Origin of the sequence: Oceanobacter kriegii DSM 6294, assembly GCF_000422845.1 — a bacterium.
In the GTDB taxonomy this organism is placed as follows: Bacteria; Pseudomonadota; Gammaproteobacteria; order Pseudomonadales; family Oceanobacteraceae; genus Oceanobacter; species Oceanobacter kriegii.
This window is the reverse complement of record NZ_AUGV01000009.1, coordinates 185971-207271: the sequence shown is the minus strand read 5'-3', so window position 1 is coordinate 207271 and position 21301 is coordinate 185971. Positions and strand designations below refer to the sequence as shown.

Annotated in this window: 17 protein-coding genes; 7 read left to right on the top strand and 10 right to left on the bottom strand. The window is 56.6% G+C overall.

Annotation, left to right across the window (positions count from 1 at the left end; all coding sequences use genetic code 11):
- Window positions 1-38 precede the first annotated feature (38 nt).
- The 7 genes from G516_RS21695 to gtfA all read right to left on the bottom strand — a co-directional run bounded on the left by G516_RS21695 (window position 39) and on the right by gtfA (window position 9718).
- Window positions 39-3209, bottom strand: coding sequence for an efflux RND transporter permease subunit (locus G516_RS21695; RefSeq protein WP_084644957.1), 3171 nt, complete (start codon window positions 3207-3209; stop codon window positions 39-41).
- Entirely contained in the window at window positions 3209-4444 is a 1236-nt protein-coding gene (locus G516_RS21690; RefSeq protein WP_051219107.1) for an efflux RND transporter periplasmic adaptor subunit, read from the bottom strand. The genes G516_RS21695 and G516_RS21690 overlap by 1 nt, the downstream gene beginning before the upstream one ends.
- Window positions 4441-5949: a TolC family protein gene (locus G516_RS0108530; protein WP_169449511.1), complete on the bottom strand. Its 1509-nt coding sequence runs from the start codon at window positions 5947-5949 to the stop codon at window positions 4441-4443. The genes G516_RS21690 and G516_RS0108530 overlap by 4 nt, the downstream gene beginning before the upstream one ends.
- Window positions 5950-6507: 558 nt before the next feature.
- Window positions 6508-6681, bottom strand: a complete 174-nt coding sequence (locus G516_RS25020) for an ATP-binding protein (protein ID WP_281168012.1) — start codon at window positions 6679-6681, stop codon at window positions 6508-6510.
- A 69-nt stretch (window positions 6682-6750) separates the two neighbouring features.
- On the bottom strand, window positions 6751-7683 hold the full coding sequence (locus tag G516_RS0108515) for a bestrophin family protein (protein ID WP_028293295.1): 933 nt from the start codon (window positions 7681-7683) through the stop codon (window positions 6751-6753).
- Between the two features lie 86 nt (window positions 7684-7769).
- Window positions 7770-8195 (bottom strand): secondary thiamine-phosphate synthase enzyme YjbQ, encoded by a 426-nt coding sequence (locus tag G516_RS0108510; RefSeq protein ID WP_028293294.1) that lies wholly within the window; start codon window positions 8193-8195, stop codon window positions 7770-7772.
- Between the two features lie 62 nt (window positions 8196-8257).
- Window positions 8258-9718: a sucrose phosphorylase gene (gene gtfA, locus G516_RS0108505; protein ID WP_028293293.1), complete on the bottom strand. Its 1461-nt coding sequence runs from the start codon at window positions 9716-9718 to the stop codon at window positions 8258-8260.
- Between the two features lie 219 nt (window positions 9719-9937).
- Here gtfA and G516_RS0108500 point away from each other — a divergent pair, with 219 nt between their 5' ends.
- On the top strand, window positions 9938-10681 hold the full coding sequence (locus G516_RS0108500; RefSeq protein WP_028293292.1) for a TrmH family RNA methyltransferase: 744 nt from the start codon (window positions 9938-9940) through the stop codon (window positions 10679-10681).
- 64 nt (window positions 10682-10745) lie between these two features.
- Here G516_RS0108500 and G516_RS0108495 read toward each other — a convergent pair whose 3' ends face one another.
- The 3 genes from G516_RS0108495 to G516_RS0108480 all read right to left on the bottom strand — a co-directional run bounded on the left by G516_RS0108495 (window position 10746) and on the right by G516_RS0108480 (window position 14099).
- Window positions 10746-11984: a serine hydrolase domain-containing protein gene (locus tag G516_RS0108495; RefSeq protein ID WP_028293291.1), complete on the bottom strand. Its 1239-nt coding sequence runs from the start codon at window positions 11982-11984 to the stop codon at window positions 10746-10748.
- Between the two features lie 217 nt (window positions 11985-12201).
- Entirely contained in the window at window positions 12202-13338 is a 1137-nt protein-coding gene (locus G516_RS0108485; RefSeq protein ID WP_028293289.1) for a helix-turn-helix transcriptional regulator, read from the bottom strand.
- A gap of 53 nt (window positions 13339-13391) precedes the next feature.
- Window positions 13392-14099 (bottom strand): TetR/AcrR family transcriptional regulator, encoded by a 708-nt coding sequence (locus G516_RS0108480; RefSeq protein ID WP_028293288.1) that lies wholly within the window; start codon window positions 14097-14099, stop codon window positions 13392-13394.
- A gap of 108 nt (window positions 14100-14207) precedes the next feature.
- On the opposite strand from G516_RS0108480, the gene G516_RS21685 reads away from it, so the two are divergent.
- The 6 genes from G516_RS21685 (at window position 14208) to G516_RS0108450 (ending at window position 21300) form a co-directional block, all read left to right on the top strand.
- A complete protein-coding gene (locus G516_RS21685; RefSeq protein ID WP_051219101.1) occupies window positions 14208-14696 on the top strand; it encodes a DUF3237 family protein in 489 nt (162 codons plus the stop codon).
- Between the two features lie 34 nt (window positions 14697-14730).
- Entirely contained in the window at window positions 14731-15831 is a 1101-nt protein-coding gene (locus G516_RS0108470) for an extracellular solute-binding protein (RefSeq protein ID WP_028293287.1), read from the top strand.
- Between the two features lie 153 nt (window positions 15832-15984).
- The gene (locus G516_RS0108465) at window positions 15985-17613 is read left to right on the top strand and encodes a carboxylesterase/lipase family protein (protein ID WP_028293286.1); all 1629 of its coding nucleotides are present in this window, start codon (window positions 15985-15987) and stop codon (window positions 17611-17613) included.
- A gap of 283 nt (window positions 17614-17896) precedes the next feature.
- Entirely contained in the window at window positions 17897-18667 is a 771-nt protein-coding gene (locus G516_RS0108460; RefSeq protein WP_028293285.1) for a TorF family putative porin, read from the top strand.
- A gap of 565 nt (window positions 18668-19232) precedes the next feature.
- Window positions 19233-20387: an ABC transporter ATP-binding protein gene (locus tag G516_RS0108455; protein WP_028293284.1), complete on the top strand. Its 1155-nt coding sequence runs from the start codon at window positions 19233-19235 to the stop codon at window positions 20385-20387.
- 13 nt (window positions 20388-20400) lie between these two features.
- Window positions 20401-21300, top strand: coding sequence for an ABC transporter permease (locus G516_RS0108450; protein WP_036535313.1), 900 nt, complete (start codon window positions 20401-20403; stop codon window positions 21298-21300).
- Window position 21301: the final 1 nt, after the last annotated feature.

The following is a 21301-nucleotide window of genomic DNA, read 5'->3' as shown; positions in this document are numbered from 1 at the left end:
GTTGATACCGATTCTTCGACACTCGTCATTCGGCGCTATCAGACCGAGCGCTTTTCTGACTCAACCGGCATCTGGCTGGCAGCGCTTCCCGCCGCCCGGTACAACCAGCGCTGCACGCTATCCAGTCCCACATAAGCCGCTGGCAGTACCAGCAAGCAGATGAAGGTGGTGAACAGGATGCCAAAGCCCAGAGATACCGCCATCGGCATGATAAAGCGCGCCTGACGGGAGTTTTCGAACAGCATGGGGGCCAGCCCAAGGAAGGTGGTCAGGGTAGTCAGCAGGATCGGTCGGAATCGTCGAACACCCGCTTCAATGGCTGCCTGACTGGCGGTCAGTCCCGGCCGCAACAAACGCTGACGGTTGGCATAATCCACCAGAATCAGGCTGTCGTTCACCACCACGCCAGACAGCGCCACAATGCCCATGATGCTGATGATCGACAGGCCATAGCCCATCGCCATATGGCCGAGTACCGCGCCAACGGTGCCAAACGGAATCACCAGCATGATCAGCAACGGCTGGCTGTAACTGCGGAATGGCAAGGCCAGCAGTACGTACACCAACGCAACCGCCAAACCACCATAAATGGTCATCGCGCCGACGCTTTCACGGGTGTCGGCCTGACTGCCGTCAAAGCCAAAGCTGATGCCCGGGTAACGGGCTTCCAGCACCAGAAACTGGTTGGTTTCCAGCTGATTCATCAGCGCCGGAATCTGCTCGCGTGGCTCCACATTGGCTTCGACGGTGACGATTTGCTGGCCGTTGCGACGGGAAATACGCGCCGGTGCGAAGGTCTTGTGCAGGGTGGCGACTTCGGCCAGTGGCACGTAGTCACCTGCAGGAGTCCGAATCTGCAAGCGCTCGATATCGGCGCTGTAACGCCGCTCGTGCTGTGGCAAGCGCACCAGTACCGTCACTTCGTTGCTTAAACGTTGCTGACGCAGTGCCCGCGCGCCATACAGCGCGGCACGAATCTGGCCCGCGACTTCGTCGGCTTGCAGTCCCAGACTGCGGCCCAGAGCGTTCAGCTCAACATCCCACATGGGTTTGCCGCTGGTAAAGCTGTTGGCTACGTCGCTGACGCCGCCCAGCTCTTCCAGCATGTTCGCCATATCCGCGCTGGCAGCAGCCAGAGTGCGGGTATCGGAGCCGCGCAGTTCAATGGTCAGGTCGGCACCGCCCGATGGACCGCCGCCGCGCTCGGATTCAAAAGTCAGGCTGCGGATACCGGGAATATCGCCAATGGCCTCACGCCACAACGCCGTGACCTGATAGGACGACACGGTGCGTACTTCCGATGGCATCAGCAGGGCTTCAACTTCCACAGAAGATCCTTCAACGTCGCCTTCCATGCTGACCACTACCTGAGTGCCGTCGGCTTCCAGCGGTGCAATGGCCTGACGCAGTTTGTCTTCCAGAATCTGGCGAACCTGCTCGGCCTGTTCAAACGGTGCATTACTGGCCAGTTCAACATTGGCGACGGCGTAATCGCCTTCCACTCGAGGGAACATGCTGAAGCCCATGCGACCGCTCATTGGCCACGCCATTACCGCCACACCAAAGGCCACCGCCACCGCAACGGTGAGGGTTGGCTGTGCCACACAGGCTTTTAATGCTGGCTGGTAAAGCCGGTCAATAAACCGGCTCAGGCCGCCGTCGACCTTTTGCTGAACGGCGTCCATTTTGCGGCCAATACGGCTGTTGGATTCCTTGTCGAGACTGGCCAAGTGGGTCGGCATGATAAACAGGGCTTCAATCCAGGAAATGATGAAGCAGCAAATCACCACAATCGGAATGGCAGCGAACATATCGCCCATACGGCCCGGCAAGGTCAGCAGCGGCATAAAGGCAACGATGTTGGTCAGAATGGCGAACGCCAGTGGCACAGCGACTTCCCGCGCACCTTCAATGGCGGCTTTCGGGAACGACATGCCTTTCTGCATGTGCTCGTAAATGTTTTCACCGGCGATGATGGCATCGTCGACAACAATGCCCAGCGCGATAATGAACGCGAACATCGAGAACATATTGATCGACACATCGAAGATTGGCAGCAGCAGAATGGCGCCCATAAAGGCCGTCGGAATCCCCATGGTGACCCAGAACGCCAGCCGATATTCCAGAAACAGACTCAACAGCACGATCACCAGAATCAGGCCGACAATGGCGTTGTTCAGCAGCAGGCCGACACGGTCGGAATAGGTTTTGCCGTCGTCGTCGGTAATAACAATCTGCACTCCCGGCGGCAGCAGCTCGGCTTTGACATAATCGAGCCGCTCATAGGCAGCCGCCACGACGGTGGTTGGCGTTTGGTCTTCCGAGCGATACACCCGCAGCCGCACGGCCTCCTGACCGTTGTAGGTCACCCGTTCATTGGTGTCTTCGAAGCCTTCTACCACGGTGGCGATGTCGCCCAGTCGCAGTTGCACGCCCTGGGCATCCTGCACCACGGGCAGGTCGAGGTACTCCTCGGCCCAGTAACGACGTTCATCCAGCGTGACCAGAATATCGCCGCCCGGCGTACGCACGGTGCCCGCGCTTTGTTCCACCGCGTTGCCACCCACCAGCTCGGCAATATCGGACAGCGTCAGACCGTAGCGTTGCAGCTGTTGCTGCGACAGCTCGATGTGAATCTGTTCGTCAGGCAAGCCACGCATCACCACCTGGGAGATTTCCGGTGCCTGCAACAGCTCAGCCTTGATGCGCTCACCAAGGCGCTTCATTGAAAAGGCATCGACCGGGCCGAACACCGCAATTTCCAGCACGTCGATGGTACGGCCTTCAATGCTGACCCGCGGCTGTTCCATGCCGCCGGGAAAGGTACCAATGCGGCCGACGGCCTGCTGGATATCCAGATACAACTGCTGCAAATCGGCGCCTTTTTCGGCTTCCGCAGAAACTTCCGCAGAGCCTTGCGAGGCCGTTGAGGTCAGCTCCTTGATGCCGTTGATCGACGCCAGTTCGTTCTCAATCGGCAGCACAATGCCTTGCTCGATTTCCAGCGGTGTGGCACCGGGATAGCTGGCTTCGACGTTGATGACCTGCTCTTCAAACGGCGGAATGTATTCCTTGCGAATCAGCAGCGACATCACAAAACCGCCGATGATCAAAAACGCCATCAGCAGGTTGGGGGCCACGCCATGACGCGACATCCAGGCAACCGGGCCCTTGTAGCCCGCCACTTCCGGGGTATCTGCGCGCGCCATTACTGGCCTCCCTCGGAGCTGGCCAGACTGCTGTCGTTATCAGCAGCGGCTTGCGGATGTTGGGCTACCCGTACTGGCATACCAGCGGTAATGGCATCCAGCTGGCTCATCAATAACTGGTCTTGCTGCTGCAAGCCCTCGGTAACCCAGGCATGGGTACGGCCACGCCAGACAACCTGCAACTGGCGTTGCTGCAAGGCGTTGTTATCCACCACCCAGACACGGTCGAGTTCATCCAACTGAGCCAGCGGAATACGGATAGCACCGGCAATCGCTTTGCCCGGCAATACCACATCCAGATAGTCGTTCAGCAGTACTGCTGGTTGTTGCTGGTCCTGACTGGCCAGCGGGTCTGACAGCTCCAGCACCACCCGCGCCAGGCGGTCGGCAGCGTTCACGGCCGGCACCACATCCAGTACCGCTGCGCGACGATGTTGCAGCCCCCACGCAGGGTGAGACACCAGTGCCTCGCCGTCGCCATCCAGAAACGGCAGGAACTGCCTTGGTACTTTCACTTCAATCCAGAAAGCATCGGTATTCACCACCTCGAACAGTGCGGTACTACTGCTGGCTTGCATGCCAACGGCAATATCACGGCTGATCAGCTGGCCATCGAATGGCATGGTGATACGAGTGCGTTGCAGGTTCAGTTCGGCTTGCTGCACCGCAGCCTCGGCGCGAGCAACCTGTGCCCGAGCGGATTGCAGCTGTGGTTCACGCAGCACCAGGGCTTTGTCGGCCCCTTGCAGCGAACGACCGGCCAGTTCGTACTCTTCCTGCGCCAGCGACACTTCGCCCTGTTCAACCGTCAGCGCCGCTTTGGCCTGGGCCAGGTCTGCCCGCGCTTGTTGCAGTGCCAGTTGATAATCGGCCGGGTCCAGCTGTGCCAGCACGGTGCCCTTGCTGAAGCGCGCTCCCGGGCGAGCATTGGCGTTGATCGACGCCACCTGACCGCTCACCCGCGGAGTCAGGCTGACCTGTTCTACCGCTGTTGCCTGACCACCTGTCGGCCACTGCGGATGGGCTTCGGACGATACCAGCGGCATGGCCTCGACCAACCGGGCCACCGGCTGTTTGGCAACCTTTTTCGGCTCTGGCGTGGTGCTGAATACGGCCCAGGCAATCAGACCGCCGACGGCCAATACCGCCACCGAAAGCACCAGCGGCAACCGACTTTGGCCCCGTTGGCAAATCAGCCCTGAGCGCTGACCGAGAGAGTAAGAAACAGAAGTCATAGCGGGTTACTCCCTGCTGCTACTGAGGTGGAAAGTCCGGAGGTAGAAGGTACTGATGAAAGCGAGGATTGCGACGACTCGAAGCGTCCATGGCTGACCGAACGATAAAGCTCGATGCGGTTATTCAGACGCTGCCACTGCAACGCCAGCAGGCTTTGCTCCATCGACAGTACGTCCTGATTAGCGCTCAGCGTTGCCAGAAAATCACCGACGCCACGACGATAGCGGGCTTGCTGATATTCAAAAGTACGACGGGCCAGATCGAGCTGTTTTTGCAGGCTCTGCTGCTGTTGCTGCAAACGTTGTTGTTCAACCAGCAGTCCCTGTACTTGCTGCGCTGCTGCCAACAAGGTTTGACGATAATCCGCCAGCGCCGCCTGACGGTTGGCTTGCTGACGCTCGACTTCTGCCTTGCGGCTGCCACCGTCCAGTAAAGGCGCGACCAGTCCGGCAGCGAGGTTCGCCGCCCAGTTATCCAGTGCCGATGTCAGCGAAGTGCCGCTGCCCTCCAGCCCGGCCGACAGCGTCAATCGTGGGTAGCGATTGGCTGCTGCCGCCGCCAACGCCGCATCGCTAGCCTGCAAGGCAAACCAGCTTTGTTGCACATCCGGTCGTGCTTGTAACTGCTGCACGCCAATAGCAGGCACAGCGTTGTTGTCCAATGTGCTGGCCATCGACAAGTCGGCCAGATTCAGTTCAGCACCTTGCTGCTGCGCCCGATTAAGCCAACGGCTGTCGGCCAGCCACAGCGCCAGCTGCTGCTGATACAAACGCAAATTGGCCTCGGCGACGAGGGTATCGGCGTTAAGGCTTTCCAACAGTTGCTGCTGTTGCCAAACGTCCGATACGTCCACCAGCCCCCGCTCAAAACGGGCATTGGTGATTTTCAGTGACGATTGCAGACGTTCACGCTGCTGTTCAATCAGCCCCAGCAGCTGCTGCTGATAGGCGCTGCCAAACCAGGCCAGACTGACTTCCGCGGCCACACTGTTGGCAACCGTGTTCATGGCAGCCTGCTGCGCCTGCGCCGACAACTCGGCCTCGCGGCTGAGGCCATCCAGACGGCCCCAGAAGTCCAGTTCATAACTGGCGGCAGCCCCCAGCGACCAGCGGTTGCTGTGGTCTGGCTGCCATTGTTGAGTGTTTTTGACGGAAGCTTCAGCCGTCAGCGACTGATCGGCCCGGGCACTGGCCAACACTGCGCGGCTGGCCTGCCAGCTGGCGTGGGCCGCGGCCAGGCTGTAGTTGTTGCTGAGGCCTTGCTGCACCAGCTGGTTCAGCTCGTCGGAATGAAATTGGGTCCACCAATTGGGCACCTCGGTGCCATCGTCGCCCTGCGACGTCATCAGCGTTTCCAGATTGAGAGGAGCTGCCGGATCTTCTGGCAACGGGGTAACCGTGCTACAGGCGCTGAGCGCGCTTAAAAACATGGCCATCAAAGGCGCTGCCATTGGCTTGCAGGCAAGGCCCGACAACGACGGGCGGCCAGTGTTGTTGCTCGCCATCAGGCGTGGAAGCCGCGTCCCATGGGGGTTCGGCTGGCAATTCGACATGGTTGGATGCTCGATGCGTATGGTGGCTGACAGTAATCCGTTAGGAATAAGCGTTGAACCGAAAAAGATTACTATTCAATTTTTCAAGGAAGGTATAGACAGTCAAGTTAAGGCAAAGTTAAGGACTCTCTGAAAAACTCGGTGCCCGCTCTGGATGACAGGGCGAAGCTGAGTCACGAAGCTGGTTTGCAGGCCTGGCGGGTCAAGTCAAAAATCAGCGACACAGAGTCAGCAATGCCCTGCCATCCCCTTCGGGCGCGGCCTGCAGCCCGCCAGAACGGTGTTGGCGAATTTGGAAAGACTCGACCGGACAGGTTCGTCATTCCGCTGCATTCGCCGCCTTGTTCTGACAACCTGCAGGACTCGCGCACGACTGCATGGATGCAGGAGGTAGGGCGAAGCAGGAAGCCAGAGCCGAGAGCTGTGCAGAGTTCTTCAGAGGGTCCTTACGTATGGGAACATGCTCGGTTTTTACAATACGGAGTTGCTGACACTTGCCTGTGGGAAAGATCAGCGCTGGGCAGGCCAACGCATCACAAAGCGGGCGCCACCCAGCGGGCTGTCTTCAATATGAACGCTGCCCTGATGGCGTTCGAGGATTTGTTTGACGATGGCCAGTCCCAGTCCATGACCACCGGTTTCACGGGTACGGCTTTTATCGCCACGCACAAATGGGTCGAACAACTGCTGACCCAATAAGTAGGAAAGAGCGCTCGAACAAAAACGGAGAATACAGACGAGTAGCGATACTCATCAGTTCAGAATGTGTCCTTCCGGCTGCAACAGTTCCGGTGCCGACACCCCTTGCGCCTGCGCCAGTGAGCGATCGTTTACGCGGCACAAGGCTTCCAGCGGCAAGGCATTGGGACTGCCGGAAAACGGACTTTCCAGCTCTTCTCCCAAGGCATCCAGCCCCAGAAAGGCATACGCTACAATCAGGCTGAACAGCGGCGTCATCCAGCCCATGCTGCCAACCAGCCCCAACGGCAGCAGGAAGCAATAAAGATAAGCGGTACGATGAGTCAGCAAGGAATAGGCAAACGGTAACGGCGTGGTGGCCAGTCGTTCGGAAGAGGCTTGTACGGCGGTCAGCCGGGCGATGTGTTCATCCAGAATCCGTACACTCTGGGTATCCAGCCGCTTCTGGTGCAACTCATTGCGGATGATCAGCGCCATTTGTTGCAGCGCCGCATCGGCCGGGTTGGGCGCAATCAACACCCGATCGAGTTGGTCCGGGTGAATGCGTTGGGTGCACCAGGGCGGCAGCTCTTTCATCACCGTGGTGGACTCCAATTTGCCGTTGCGCAGTTGCAAACGCAGGCAGTGGTAATACACGCAGCACCACTTCATCAGCCCTTGCGCGGCGTAAGCCGACATCAGGATTTTGGCCGAGCGCGATAGCGAACGCACATCAGACACCATGTTGCCCCACTGCTTGCGGCCTTCCCACCAACGCTCATAGCAGGCGTTGTTACGAAACCCCAAAAACAGCGACAACGCCACCCCCAACAAGGTGAACGGCGCCACGCTGTAGTGCGACAGGTCGGCCAGATGGTCGTTATGCAACAGTACCACCAGCGACGAAAACACCAGCAGTGCCCCCAACGACGGCGTAATTTTGGGTAAAACCGATCCCCGCCAGGCAAACAACAGGGCGAAGGCGTTGGGGCGTTCTCGAATAATCATCAGTCACCTTTTGATTGGGTGAAGTGCGTCACGATGGTTGGTTAGCGCGATCGGGGGCCGCGTTGTTTTGAATCCTGGAGGCTCTGTTACCAGCCCTGGCCTTGCAGGGTGGCCACGATGCGGCGGGAACCGCCATGGTCGCGGTGCTCGCCCAGATAGATTCCCTGCCAGGTGCCCATGTTCAGCGCGCCGTCGGTGATCGGAATCTGCACACTGTGGCCCAGCAAGCTGGCCTTTATGTGAGCTGGCATGTCGTCACTGCCCTCGTAGTTATGAAGGTAGTATGGCTCGTCTTCCTTTACCGCGCGGTTAAACCAGGATTCAAAGTCCTGCCGTACGGTTGGGTCGGCGTTTTCGTTGATGGTTAACGACGCCGAGGTGTGCTGGATAAACAGTTGCAGCATACCAATACGAATATCAGAAAGCTCGGGCAAGCCCGCTTCGATGTCGCGGGTTATCAAATGAAAACCCCGGCTGCGGGGTTTGAGTTGCAGCGTGCGTTGTGTCCACATAAGTCAGTCTCCGGCGGCGGGCAGAGTGTAACGTGCCCACCGCCTCAGTCCAACGAGCCGCGTCAGGCACGGAACTCCTCCATGCCCGGCAGCAAGGTTTCACCGTCGTCTGCCACCCGGGTGCTACTGACACTGGCGGTGTTGAACTGCAAATCCACAAAGGCCCGACAATAGTGCTCGCCGTGCCGCCATGCCATATCGACACTGGCGTCGTTGGAATAATTCAGTTCAAAGTGGCCATCAAAGGCCGGGTGGCTGTTGCGGAAGCGCATCAGTTTTAGCAGTCGCTGAACCACCGGTTTTTGCACCGCTTCGTCGATTTCATCAAAGCTGTAGTAATGACGGTTAATGTCGCGCAACTCGCCGGTTTGCTCCATCAATTCGTGGTCGTTCTCACCGGCCAGCAAACCAACGTAGTACACCTGTGGAATGCCCGGCGTGAAGAACTGGATGGTGCGGGCGGCGATGTAGGCATCGTCGTTCTGCATCAGCGCATCGTAGAAGGTGCAGGTGAGCTGATAAATAGCCCCCACACTGTGAATATTGGCCGCCGAACGCCGCAAAATCGGGTCAGCTGCACGGTCATTGATGTTGTCGATCAGGATGCGGATTTTCTCGTCCGGCAGCACCCCTTCTACATCCGGAATGCAGATGCCGTCGTGGGTATCCAGAACCGTCACCATGTTGCGCGGGCACATACGCAGCCAGTGCTTCAGATACACGCTGTTGCCGTCCAGCAAGGAGTACAGCATCAAAGGCGGCAAAGCAAAGCCGTACGGGTGCATATTGCGGCGGCCGATGGCGTACTGGTAGGAAGAGTGATCGTGCACTTCCGGCAGAATTTCTGCCCCCAGACTCTGGGCCACCTGATTGCACCAATCAAGGGTCTGATAAACGTCTGGCTCGACCAGAAAACAACTGGTTCCAATGCGCTTGGTGGTGTAGCCAAAAGCATCCAGGCGGAACAGCTTGACGCCCTTACTGGCCAAAAACCGGAAGGTGTTGGCAATGTAGTCGTAGGTTTCTTTGGCCTCGTAATTCAGGTCGATCTGGTGTTCGGTGAAGGTACACCACACCCGGCCCTTGCTGCCGTCGGCAAAGGTCACCTCGCGGAAGGGCTCTTTCTCTTTGCGAATGTGGATTTTCATCAGGTCGTCGTGACTGATCTCGCCCATGGCATCCACGTCGACGAACAGGCTGGCGAACTCCGATTTTTTACCGTGCTGCAGATAATCCTGAAATTCTTTCGACTCATCGGAAATATGATTCACCGTAACATCAGCACAAATATCGTAGTCGGCGGCGATGGCTTCAATGTCGGCCCAGTCGCCATACTCAGGGCTCACTTGCCGGTGAGTCAGTGGCGAAAAGCCGGCATCGGCATTGGAGGGGTAAAACGGCAAGATGTGCACCCCACCGACGGCGTCGGCGAAATGGGTATCGAGAACCTGCTTGAGGTCCTTGAGGTTGGACCCCATGCGATCGGGGTAACAAATCAGCTGGACGGCATTGCGAAGAGCCATAGTAATCCTCTCTGCGGTTGCAGTCCGATCCAGAGCCGCCACTACCAGCACGTTTTTTACGAGCAATAACAACGACCCATTCACGAACGGGTGTAATGGGTGTGGGCAACAGATTAGCGGGTTAATTCCAACTTTTACGGTTTCCACGGTTGATTTGCGGCTTTGAGCTAACAATCCCGACACGTACAATGGCGGCTTGAAAACCAGCCGGACACCTGCATGAAAGTCGATCTCGCCAAAAAGCTGAACCAGAAGAAATACCGCACCGAAACCGGCTGTTATCTGGTCGAAGGCGAACACCTGTTACTGGAATTGGAAAAAACCGCCATCAGCCAGGCGGAGATTTTTGTTACCGAAGCCAACCAGAACTGGGACACCCGCTTTCGCAAAACCGTGATTGGCGAACGCCAGATGGCGCAGCTGTCTGACACCAAATCACCGCAAGGCATGGTGGCGGTGGTACCAATGGCAGAAACCCGCAAACTGGCCCAGCAGCAAGCGCAAAAACAGGCCCGCAGCAAAACCGACCAGAATCTGAAAAGCCTCTACCTGTACGAAGTACAGGACCCGGGCAACCTGGGCACCATTTTGCGCACGCTGGCCTGGTTTGGCGGCTGGCAATTGGTGCTGAGCCCGGAGTCGGTCGATCCGTTCAACGCCAAAGTCGTGCGCTCCAGCATGGGTGCCATCTTCCATGTGCCGATGGAACTCGACGTGCCACTGGACGACTTTATGCAACGCCACGACCGCGTCGCCACCCTCGACATGAACGGCGATGCCCTCAGCTCACCAGTATTCCAACGCTTTGATGCCTACCTGTTTGGCAACGAAGCCCGCGGCGTGCCACGCGAACAGCTGCAGGATTACAACGTCAGCCCTTTCACCATTGCCGGCAATGGCGCCATTGAATCGCTCAACCTGGCATCGGCAGTGAATATGGCGGTGTATGAAGTGAGTCGTTGAAAAAACACCCGCTGCGGACGGAGAAGCCGGAGCGGGTGTTTTACCTATCGCCTGTCAGCGATGCTTATTTGGCTGGTTTCCAATGGGAAGCCGCCATAAAGAAGCCGAAGGTTTCGCCCATCAGCATGTCTTCATCCACATCCAGCGGGAAGTAGCTCAGCTTGACGATCACTGTGTTGGTAGATGGATCAACAAACACGAACTGACCCTGCAGACCAATAGCGGAATACGCTGGTGTGTGAGATACGGTCCAGAACTGGTAGCCGTAATCCACCACTTCATGTTCATCACCGGCTGGTTTGGATGCCGCTTTTACCCATTCTTCAGAAACGATACGACGACCATCAATCTCACCGCCGTGCAGCATCATTTTGCCGAAACGGGCGAAGTCGCGCAGGGTGGCGTTGAAACCGGCACCGCTGAATTCACGACCAACACCTGGCTCACCGTCCATGATGAAGAAGCCATCGTGCTCTGCGCCTAATGGTTCCCACAGGTTTTCGGCCATAAAGTGCGCCAGTTTCTGGCCGGTTACGCGTTCCAGCAGCAAACCCAGTACCGCGGTATCAATGGTTTTGTAGGCAAACACTTCACCCGGCTTGTGGGCACGCTTGATGGTTTTGGCCACATCCACAAAACGCACCACGTTCTTGACCAGGGCTTCTACGTGGTTGGTGGCTGCGATGCCCGGCTTGGCGAAGTCGTAGCTTTCCTCGTAATCGACACCGGAACGCATTTCCAGCACCTGACGGATGGTCACGCCCTTATAGGCGCCTTTTTTCAGTTCAGGCAGGTACTTGGTAACGTCGGCGTCGATGTCCTTGATCAGGCCTTTATCGACCGCAATACCGACCAGAATGGCAACCACGGATTTGGTCATCGACCAACCCATAAAGGTGGTGTCCGGCTTGCTGTAGTTGAGGTAGTTCTCGTAAACGATCTTGTCGTCTTTCATGATCAGCATGGCGTTGGTGTAGGTACGGTCGAGGAAATCGGCCGGGTCCAGCTGCTGACCATTGAACTCGTACTTGAAGTCGAGCGGCTGTTCGTTTTTCTCAAGTGGCGTTACCTGACCGGAACGAGCCACTTTACGGGTAGTGAACAGGGTATCCATGGAACGGAAGGTCAGAGTATTTACGCCCTTGTCGTTCATGTGCCAGCGGGCATTCTGGATCGCGACAGGCACTGAGGATTCGGCACCGATACTGGCCACAATCGGGTTCAGTTCAACGCCGTAAACCGGCAGGGACAAGGCAACTGCAGCGGCAGCGCCGAGCAGGGGTTTGCTATTGATGATCGGCATGGGAAGCTCCATACGTGCCGCCTTCAGAGGCAGCGGGTTAACGTTGGAACCGATGTTAGAAAGCCACTATCGCAAGCTCTTATCCCAAATGGGATATGTGCACAGCGCTGGCTTAAAACGACCTGACAGCCAGTTGCCAAAGTTGGACAAAGAATTGAGCAAGGTAGTGGAAAAGGGCCGTGCAAAAAAGTAACGGCCGTTAGATTCAGACAGCCAATTAACCCAGAGCTGCCACCGTGCGGGTAATCAGACTGACCAGATCGGCTTGCCGGTTGATGCCCAGTTTGAAAAAAATACTTTTCAGTTGAATGCGGCAGGTGCCCACACTGACCTGATACAAATCGGCATGATCCTGCAGGCTGAAACCATGACAGAGCGACTCGGTCAAGCGGGCTTCGGCAGGTGTCAGACCAAACACACTGCAAATCACATCTTGCTGGATACCCGACTGATTCAGCGCCAGATCATCACCATCACTCAGGTTCAGCAGCAATACCGGTTCATTACTGATACAAGCCAACGGTGTTTGTGGCAGTCGCCGCACCCGCACATACAAAGGGTCACCGCCACCGCCATCGAGACGACTGAAGTTGTCTTTTGCCTCTGCTTCTCCCATTGTTGCTGCCCGCTCAAGCAGTTGCTGCAAACGCTGCTGATCACTGTTGTAACGACAACGCAGCCGACCATGTTGCAGCTGCAATAACGGCGATTGTTCCAATAATTGGCAAGCGGCCTGATTGAACCACTCCACCCGACCATTCGAGGCCAGCAAAATGGTGTTGGATTTCATGCTGTTGAGGGTGCCTGTCAGCAATTGCTGCTGTTGCTGTAACTGACCCAGCTGCTGTTGCAGGCTGACGGTTTGGCGCAGGTGCGGGGCCAGCCGGGTTAACAGTTCCGCGGTGTCGGTATCGAAGCAAATGTTTCGCTCCAGCGGTCGATGCAGAATCATGCTGAGGTAACTGTCGGCACCAAGATCCATGGTGACACTGATTGAGCGCCCCAGCCCGATCATCGCAAGCCGCTCGCGCAGCAAGCGGAAGTCTTCCGGTTCGTGGGGGCTGCTGTCCGGTTCGTGATACACCACCACCGGCGGCAGGTCGACCAGATAGCTGGCATCAAGACGCGGATTGTCGGCGTTGTTGACCACCTGATCGTGCCACTCCGACATGTCGGTCGAGGCGCTGTCGCGGGCAGTCCAGGTTTCGGTCAGGCGATCGCCATTGCGCTGGAACAACTGCACCGCCACATTGGCAGCACCGGCCTGCTGTTTCAGCTGATCCAGTACTGGCAGCCATTGCTGTGGCTGCTGGGCAGCTCCGTAGAGATCCGGCAACAGGGATTCAATAAACATCGACAACTCCCCTTTTAATGGCGGTGGGATTTTAGCCCGCGCTATTTGGCGGACTATTTGATCAGCCAGGGACCGATCAGGGTTTCCAGCATCGAGCGCAAATGACCTTCCAGCGTCACGCTGCCTTCGTATTGGCCGCTGACGTATTCCTGAAACTCGTGCGCAGTAATACAGAACAGGATGTCGGCGATCTTGTCGAGCGGACACTCTGCCTTGAGGCTACCGCTGTCTATCAGTCGTTGCATAGCGACCACCGTCTGCTGGCTGTAAAAGGCCCGTTCGGAACCCAGCCCTTCGACCCGTTCCTCGTCGTTCTGTAGCAGTAACGACGCCGCCAGAATCTCCCGCCACAGCACTTTATCCAGCGTCTCATCGGCTGGCTGCAGTGCCGCCAGAATGATGCTGAGCATAAAGTCGACAGGATCTTCAATATTGGCCTGGGTGGCACTGGCCACGGCTTCTACCGAATTCTGTTGCTCATCGTCGAGCAAACCGAGCAGCACCGACTGCTTGGATTCGAAGTAATTATAGAAGGTCGCGATCGATACCCCGGCTTGCTTGCGAATGCGGGTAATGGTCGCCGCTTCGTAGCCTTCTCCTGAAATCAACTCACGGGCTGCATCCAGAATCTTGCGACGAATTGCCAGCGCATTGGCTTCGCGTTTGCCCATTTTTGGGGTGGCTGCGGCGGATTTTGCCGAATTGCTGCTTTCTTGACCTGCTTTGTCAGCTTTGGCCACCTTGCCTGGTGCTGCCGTCATATTTTGTCCCGCTTTGCCGCCTTGTTACGAAAAAAAGAATGTGTTCTACTTTTTAAAACCAGAACAGGTTCTACTTTTTAATTTTAATCGATCGTGGAAGATTATCAAATGACCCCGGATATCGAAAAACGCCTGACCGCTGCGGACGACTCCCACCGCTATGAAGTGGAGTTGTCGTTTCGCTTGTACGTGGAAATTGGCGCAGAAGAAGTCATTGGCGAAACCCACGATGGTTTCCGCCGCAATTATCCCATTATTGGCGGCCGTTTTATTGGCCCTGATGGCCTGACTGGTCGGGTAATCCCGAGCGGTGCCGATATTTCACTGGAACGCAGCGACGGTGTTCATGAATTACACGCGGTGTATCGCATGGAAACCGACGACGGCGTAGTGATCGCCATCGATAACCGCGGTATCTGGCGCAAGGCGGAAGCCAACGACCACTCCGCCGACGGTCATTACCTGCGCACCACGCCGCGCTTTTTTGCCCCCAAGGGCAAGTACGAATGGCTCAACAACAACGTTTTCATCGGCACCGTTGATGACTACGACGAGCACAACCTGATTATTTCCATTCACCGCGTTTTTGGTGCCTGAGACGGCAACCCTGTAACGAAGGAACGAGGCTGATATGAACGTACTGAACACCGCGACATCCTCCCTGCTGCTGGCATCCGCGCTGGTTGCCGCCACCACAGTCAACGCAGCGGAGCAGGAACTGCACCTTTATACCTGGGCAGGCATTTTCGACAGCAAGGTCCTCGGTGACTTCACTGAACAAACCGGCTATCAGGTGCGGGAAGACAACTACGACTCCGACGAAATGCTGGAAACCAAGTTGCTGGCTGGGGCCAAGGGCTACGACATTGCCATCCCGACGGCGGTGCCATTCCTGCAACGCGAGATCAAGGTTGGCGCAATGCAGAAGTACGACCCCAAGCAGGTTCCGAACATGAGCAAGGTCGACCCCGACGTCCTGAAGCTGCTGCAAGTAGCCGATCCGACGCTGGAATATGCCTCCATTGCCGCTTGGGGCACCACCGGTATGGGTCTCAACAAGGCCATGATCAGCCAGCAAATGGATAACGCCCCGCTCAACAGCTGGGATCTGTTCTTCAAGCCGGAATACGCCAGCAAGCTGTCACAGTGCGGCTTTTATATGGTCGATTCCGCCACCGACGTGGTGCCTGTGGTTGCCAATTATCTGGGCCTCGACCCAACCAACCTCGACAAGCAAACCGTCGATACCGTGATGGAAACTCTCTACAAGATCCGTCCGTATGTATTCCTCGACGCCGGTAAATACGGCTCTGAACTGGCCAACGGTGCGATCTGTGCAGCACTGGGCTGGTCCGGTGATGTGATCCGCGCCCAGATGAACGCCGACCGCGTTAACAACGGCGTGCAGCTGGACTACGTGATTCCGCAAGAAGGCTCGATGGCCTGGCTGACCACCATCGCCATTCCGAAAGGCACCGCTAATCCGCAAGCCGCCAATGCCTTTATGAACTACATGCTGGAGCCGGAAGTGGCTGCCTATATGTCGAAGCAAACCGGCTTCCCGACCCCGGTGATGGGTGCCCGTGAACTGCTGCCAGACGAAATGGCCAACAGCGACATCCTGTATCCACCCGCCGAGGTCATGGCCAAGCTGTTCTCCGGTTCGGCCCAGACCGACCGCAACAGCCGCTACCTTAACCGTAAATGGGCGCAATTCCGCAGCGCCGAATAACCTGAAACCTGACCGCGGGGGTTAGCCCCGCTCGCAGATAACGGCAACGCCGCGCGCCATTCCCCTGCCAGTGACCATCACTGTGACTGCCACCGTGCCAGTAACCATCTGGCCTGACGGGGGGAGCGGCTTGCCCTGTGAATTGAGGAACGTATGTCTGAAATACAATATGCCGACGTAGTGAACACCACGTCCGGCCCAGTCGTTGGCCGTGTACTGCAGGACGAGGATTTGTCTGCTTACCTGGGCATTCCCTATGCCCAGCCACCGATTGGTGAACTTCGCTTCAAACCCACCGTGCCGGTGAAACCATGGACCGAAACCCGCGAAGCTATCCGCTTCAGTCCGGCGTCCATGCAGGTGACCTGGCCGGATATTCCGATGAACGACTTCATCGATGAGCCACTGCCAAAAGGCCAGTGCTACCTGGGTTCGGAAGACAGCCTGACCGTCAACGTCTGGAAGCCGAACCAGCCAATGATCGGCAAGCGCCCGCTGTTTATCTGGATTCATGGTGGCGCCAACCACCTGGAAGGCAGCCGCAGCGGCATGTACAACGGTGCTGCGCTGGCGGCCAAGGGCAATCTGGTGTTTGCCTCGTTGAATTACCGCCTTGGGCCACTGGGATTTATGGACGTCAGCGAACTGGGTGGCGACGAATACCGGGGCTCTTCCTGTAATGGTCTGCGCGATCAGCTGATGGCGGTGGAATGGATCATCAACAACGCCGAAGCCTTTGGTGCCGACCCGGATAACATCACCCTGGCCGGCGAATCCGCCGGTGGCATGGACATCAGCTGGCTGTTGGCCAGTGGCAAGCTGAAAGGTCGCATCAAGCGCGCCATCATCATGAGTAACGTCAAAGGGCCATGCGGCTTTGGCGAGAACGTGGATCGCATGTCCCGTCACGACAAACGCTACTCCCAGCGCATTGCCCGTGAGCTGCTTGAGCGGCTGGATTACCCGGACTTCGCTGCGCTGCGCGACGCCCCGGCCAACGAGCTGTTCAAGCGTCTGAGTGAAAACAGCGCTGACGCCGATCTGATCTTCGACCTCGACGGCATGTTCTACCCCTGCGACGATGGCAGCTTTGCCCCGCACGAACCGTTCCGCGCCATTCGTAATGGTATGGTCGACGGCATCGACGTGATGATTGGCTACACCAACTACGAAGCCGGCCTGTGGTTGATCATGGAAGAAGACATGCTCAACTGGCCAGCGCAGAAAATGGTCGACAACTTCGGCAACCTTGGCGACAAGCCAAAAGCCGAAATGGTTGAAGCCTATCGCAAGTTTCACCCGGATATGAGTGAAGGCGAACTGGCCGTCACCATCATGAGCGACTGCGGCTTTGTATTCCCGCAAACCTGGTTTGCTGAAGAGCTGGTAAGACGCGGTAACAAGGTGTGGATGTACCGCTTCGACTGGGAAGTGAACGATACCCTCAAGGCCATGCACTCGGCGGAGCTGCCATTCTTCTTTGGCCGTCCCAACGACAAGGCCGCGGCGGATTCCATTGGCACCGCCGACAGCGAGGAAAAACGTATTGAGCGCGAACGTCTGTCCAACGAGTTCTGCTCACGGGTGATCAACTTCATCCACTACGGAACCCCTGCACCTGGCCCGAATACCTCCGCGCTACGGTGGCCACTCTATAACGAAGGCATGCGACCCATGCTGCGACTGGATAGCGAGACGTCACTGATCTTCGATCCCGACGCCAACAAGCGCCAGTGGTGGACCCGCATGGTCTACAACCCGGTCATGAATCCACAAAAATAGGCAACAACGGCACGATATCGATGACGGTATATAGCGTCATCGATATCCGGCTCAAAACGACCAACACCTGACAATAAAAATCGATATCCATCGACATATAAAAACGAATAGCGAGTTATTCAGCAGTACTGATAAAGGCACGACCGGCTGATATTACAGCCACCACAGGAAGCCCGATTACGGCATGCAGATATAGCAAGCATGGCATTGCTATGCCTACATTCCGAATAGCTGGGCATATAACACGCCATATCCAAACGGATTTGGCCATTGGAGAGATGTCATGAAAGACCTGAAAAAATTGATGTTCGCGGCCTCACTGGCAACCCTGGCCTGCCAGCCTGTGTTTGCAGAGGAAATGCCACCGGCCGACGGTGAGGCACCACAATTCGGTATGCCTCCGGAAGGCCTGCTGATTGCCGGTGTCACTGCCGCCAGTAACTATATGATTGGTGGTGTCAGCCTCAGTGGTAACCAGTCTTCACTGCAGCCTTTTATTGAATATAACTTCCCGTTTGGCCTGTACGTCGGTGGCTGGGCCGCCAACGGCATCGTTGATGTTGACGGCAACAAGTGGGAATACGACTACTTCATGGGTTACCGCGGCATGTTGCTGGATGGCCTGCATCTGGACACCAGCTATTGGGTCTACAACTACGACAAGACGGCCTACTTCGGCGAAGCCGCGTTCGTAAACCTGGATTATGACGTCTCCCGCAAGCTCAGCATGGGTCTGGGCGTTAAGCATGACACCTTCTTCGACAACCAGGTTTTCACAGCGCGCTTTAAATACGACCTGGGTAACGGCTGGAGCGTGTCCGGCAAGGAAGAAGCCGTTAACAAGCGCAGCACCCTCGACGTTGGCGGTGGCTACGAAGTGGAACTGCAATCCGGCACCGAGCTGAACTGGGACCTGGGGCTGACCCATCAGTTTGACCGTATCTGGTCGGTTGACCTGCGTGCCTTCGACTCCAACTTTGAAGATCCGAATACCGGCGATACCGGTAGTCGTTTCGTACTGGCGATCAACGCCTATACCGACTTGCTGCACTAGGAGCATGGGGCCTTTGAAAACTGCCGGTGGCCAGAGGGGGCCGGTGGATTTCAAAGCGTCAGTCACTGGAGCCAAGCACCGGCTCCAGCCATTCTCCTGGTCACAAGAATGCCGGTATAAGAACCCTGAACGTATTGCCAACTACCGCAATGCCCCCCATGGGTTCTTTATAGTGCATACCGGCATTGTCCGTTGTGAAACGGATGTTCTTCGTGCTTTGGGGTCCATTTGGGCCCCCTTTTTTTGATCCCACTTTCGGATTTCAAATACAAAAGAATCGCTGTAATCCCGCTCACTCTATTAACCAAAGAATAAACCCCCGCTGTATTTATGCAGCCAGCAGCCGGACTGCATGGATTCTTTTCGGTCAATGATTACAAATCTTTTGCTCTCTATACCCGAATAGGTATTCCCCAAAAATACAGAATGTATTCTACTATTGATTATAGGATGTAATTCCGGAATAGCAGGAAATATTCCTCGATTAGTAAAACCCGAACCGGAATACAGGGAAAAAATAAAGCGGCCTGGCCGCTTTCATTACAAACATAGCGAGGGCCTCCGAATGTTGGCTTTATCAGAAGCACCCGCAGTCGGGTCAGAAACATCCACACCGTGGACCAATGCACAGGCGACCCCACTGGTTGAAATCCGCTCGGTATCCAAGCAATACGGTGATTTCACGGCCATTGGCGATTTGTCCCTGAAAATCTATCCGGGTGAATTTTTCGCCCTGCTGGGCCCTTCCGGCTGCGGCAAGAGCACCCTGCTGCGCATGCTGGCCGGGTTCGAAACCCCAACCGCCGGCGAAATTCTGCTGAATGGCGAGGACATGGTGCCAATGCCGCCGGAAAAGCGCCCGGTGAATATGATGTTCCAGTCCTATGCGCTGTTTCCGCACCTGACACTGGAGCAGAACATTGCCTTTGGGCTGAAACGCATGAAGCTGCCGAAAGGTGAGATCGACAGCCGCGTGGAAGAAATGCTGCAGCTGGTGCAAATGACCACCCAGGCCAAGCGCAAGCCGCACCAGATCTCCGGTGGCCAGCGCCAGCGTATCGCCCTGGCCAGATCACTGGCCCGCCGCCCGAAAATGCTGTTACTGGACGAACCCATGGGCGCACTCGACAAAAAGCTGCGCCGCGAAACCCAGCTGGAACTGATGGATATCCAGCACCGTCTGGGCACCACCTTTGTGATTGTGACCCACGATCAGGAAGAAGCCATGACCGTCGCCAGCCGCATTGCCATCATGGATCACGGCAAGCTGATGCAGGTGGCCCCTCCAATCGACACCTATGAGACTCCGGCCAGTCGTTATGTCGCTGAATTTGTCGGCGACACCAATATCTTCACCGGCTCCGTCACCGCCGCAGGTTCCAGCGCACTGGACTTCACCCTAGAAGTCTCCGGCCAATCACTCAATGCCTTACCACAACCTGGCATTGCCGCCCCTGATGCCAGATACCTGAACGTGCGGCCCGAGAAAATGGCGGTCAGCAAGGATCGGGTCGACGATGGCTCCAACTACCTGCGCGGCCGCATCGACGAAGTTGCCTATCTGGGCAACCTGTCGACCTACTACGTCGATGTCGGTCTGGATCAGCGGGTGCTGGTGCAGATGACCAACAGCCAGCGCTTTGGCAGCGAACGGTTTGCCGAAGACGATAATGTCTGGGTGTCCTGGTATCCGCAAGACGGCCAGTTGCTGGATCGCTAAGCGGAGACTTGTTATGAACTTACCCATCTCTCGACGCAACCTGCTGATCGGTATTCCCTATACCTGGCTGATGCTGTTTTTCCTGATTCCGTTCGTGATCGTGATGAGCATCTCGCTGTCCGATCCGGTCATTGCTATCCCACCCTACAGCCCGGTGCTGAGCACCAATGATGGGCTGGCTGGAGTCTGGAATTACCTGACCCAGCTCGACTTTGAAAACTTCGCCATAGTGCTGGAAGACGACGTTTATCTGTCGTCCTACCTCAACAGCGTGCAAATGGCGCTGACCACCACGCTGCTGTGTTTGCTGCTGGGCTACCCGATCGCCTATGCCATTGCCTCATCACCGATGCACTGGAAAACACGCTTTATCATGGCCATCAACCTGACCTTCTGGTGCTCATTCCTGATTCGTATCTACGCCTGGATCGTGCTGCTGGGAAATCAGGGCGTAGTGAATAACATCCTCTTGTCACTGGGGGTCATCGACTCCCCGATTCAGATGCTCAATACCGACTTTGCGGTGTATCTGGGACTGGTGTATGCCTACCTGCCACTGATGATTTTCCCTGTCTACGCCACGTTAGAGAAGCTCGATAACAGTGTCTACGAAGCCTCCCGTGATCTGGGCTGCAGTCACATAGAATCCTTCTTCCGAGTCACTCTGCCACTTAGCAGACCGGGTATGCTGGCTGGTGCCTTTCTGGTGTTTGTGCCGGTAACCGGTGAATACATTGTGCCGAGCCTGTTGGGCAACGCCTCGACGCCGGTGATTGGACGGGTGTTATGGAACGAGTTTTTCTCCAATGGCGACTGGCCGCTGGCGGCGTCTATTTCGGTATTGCTGATGCTGGTACTGGTGTTACCCATCGTGCTGTACCAGTTCTTCAGCAACCGCAACGAGGAGAAATAAC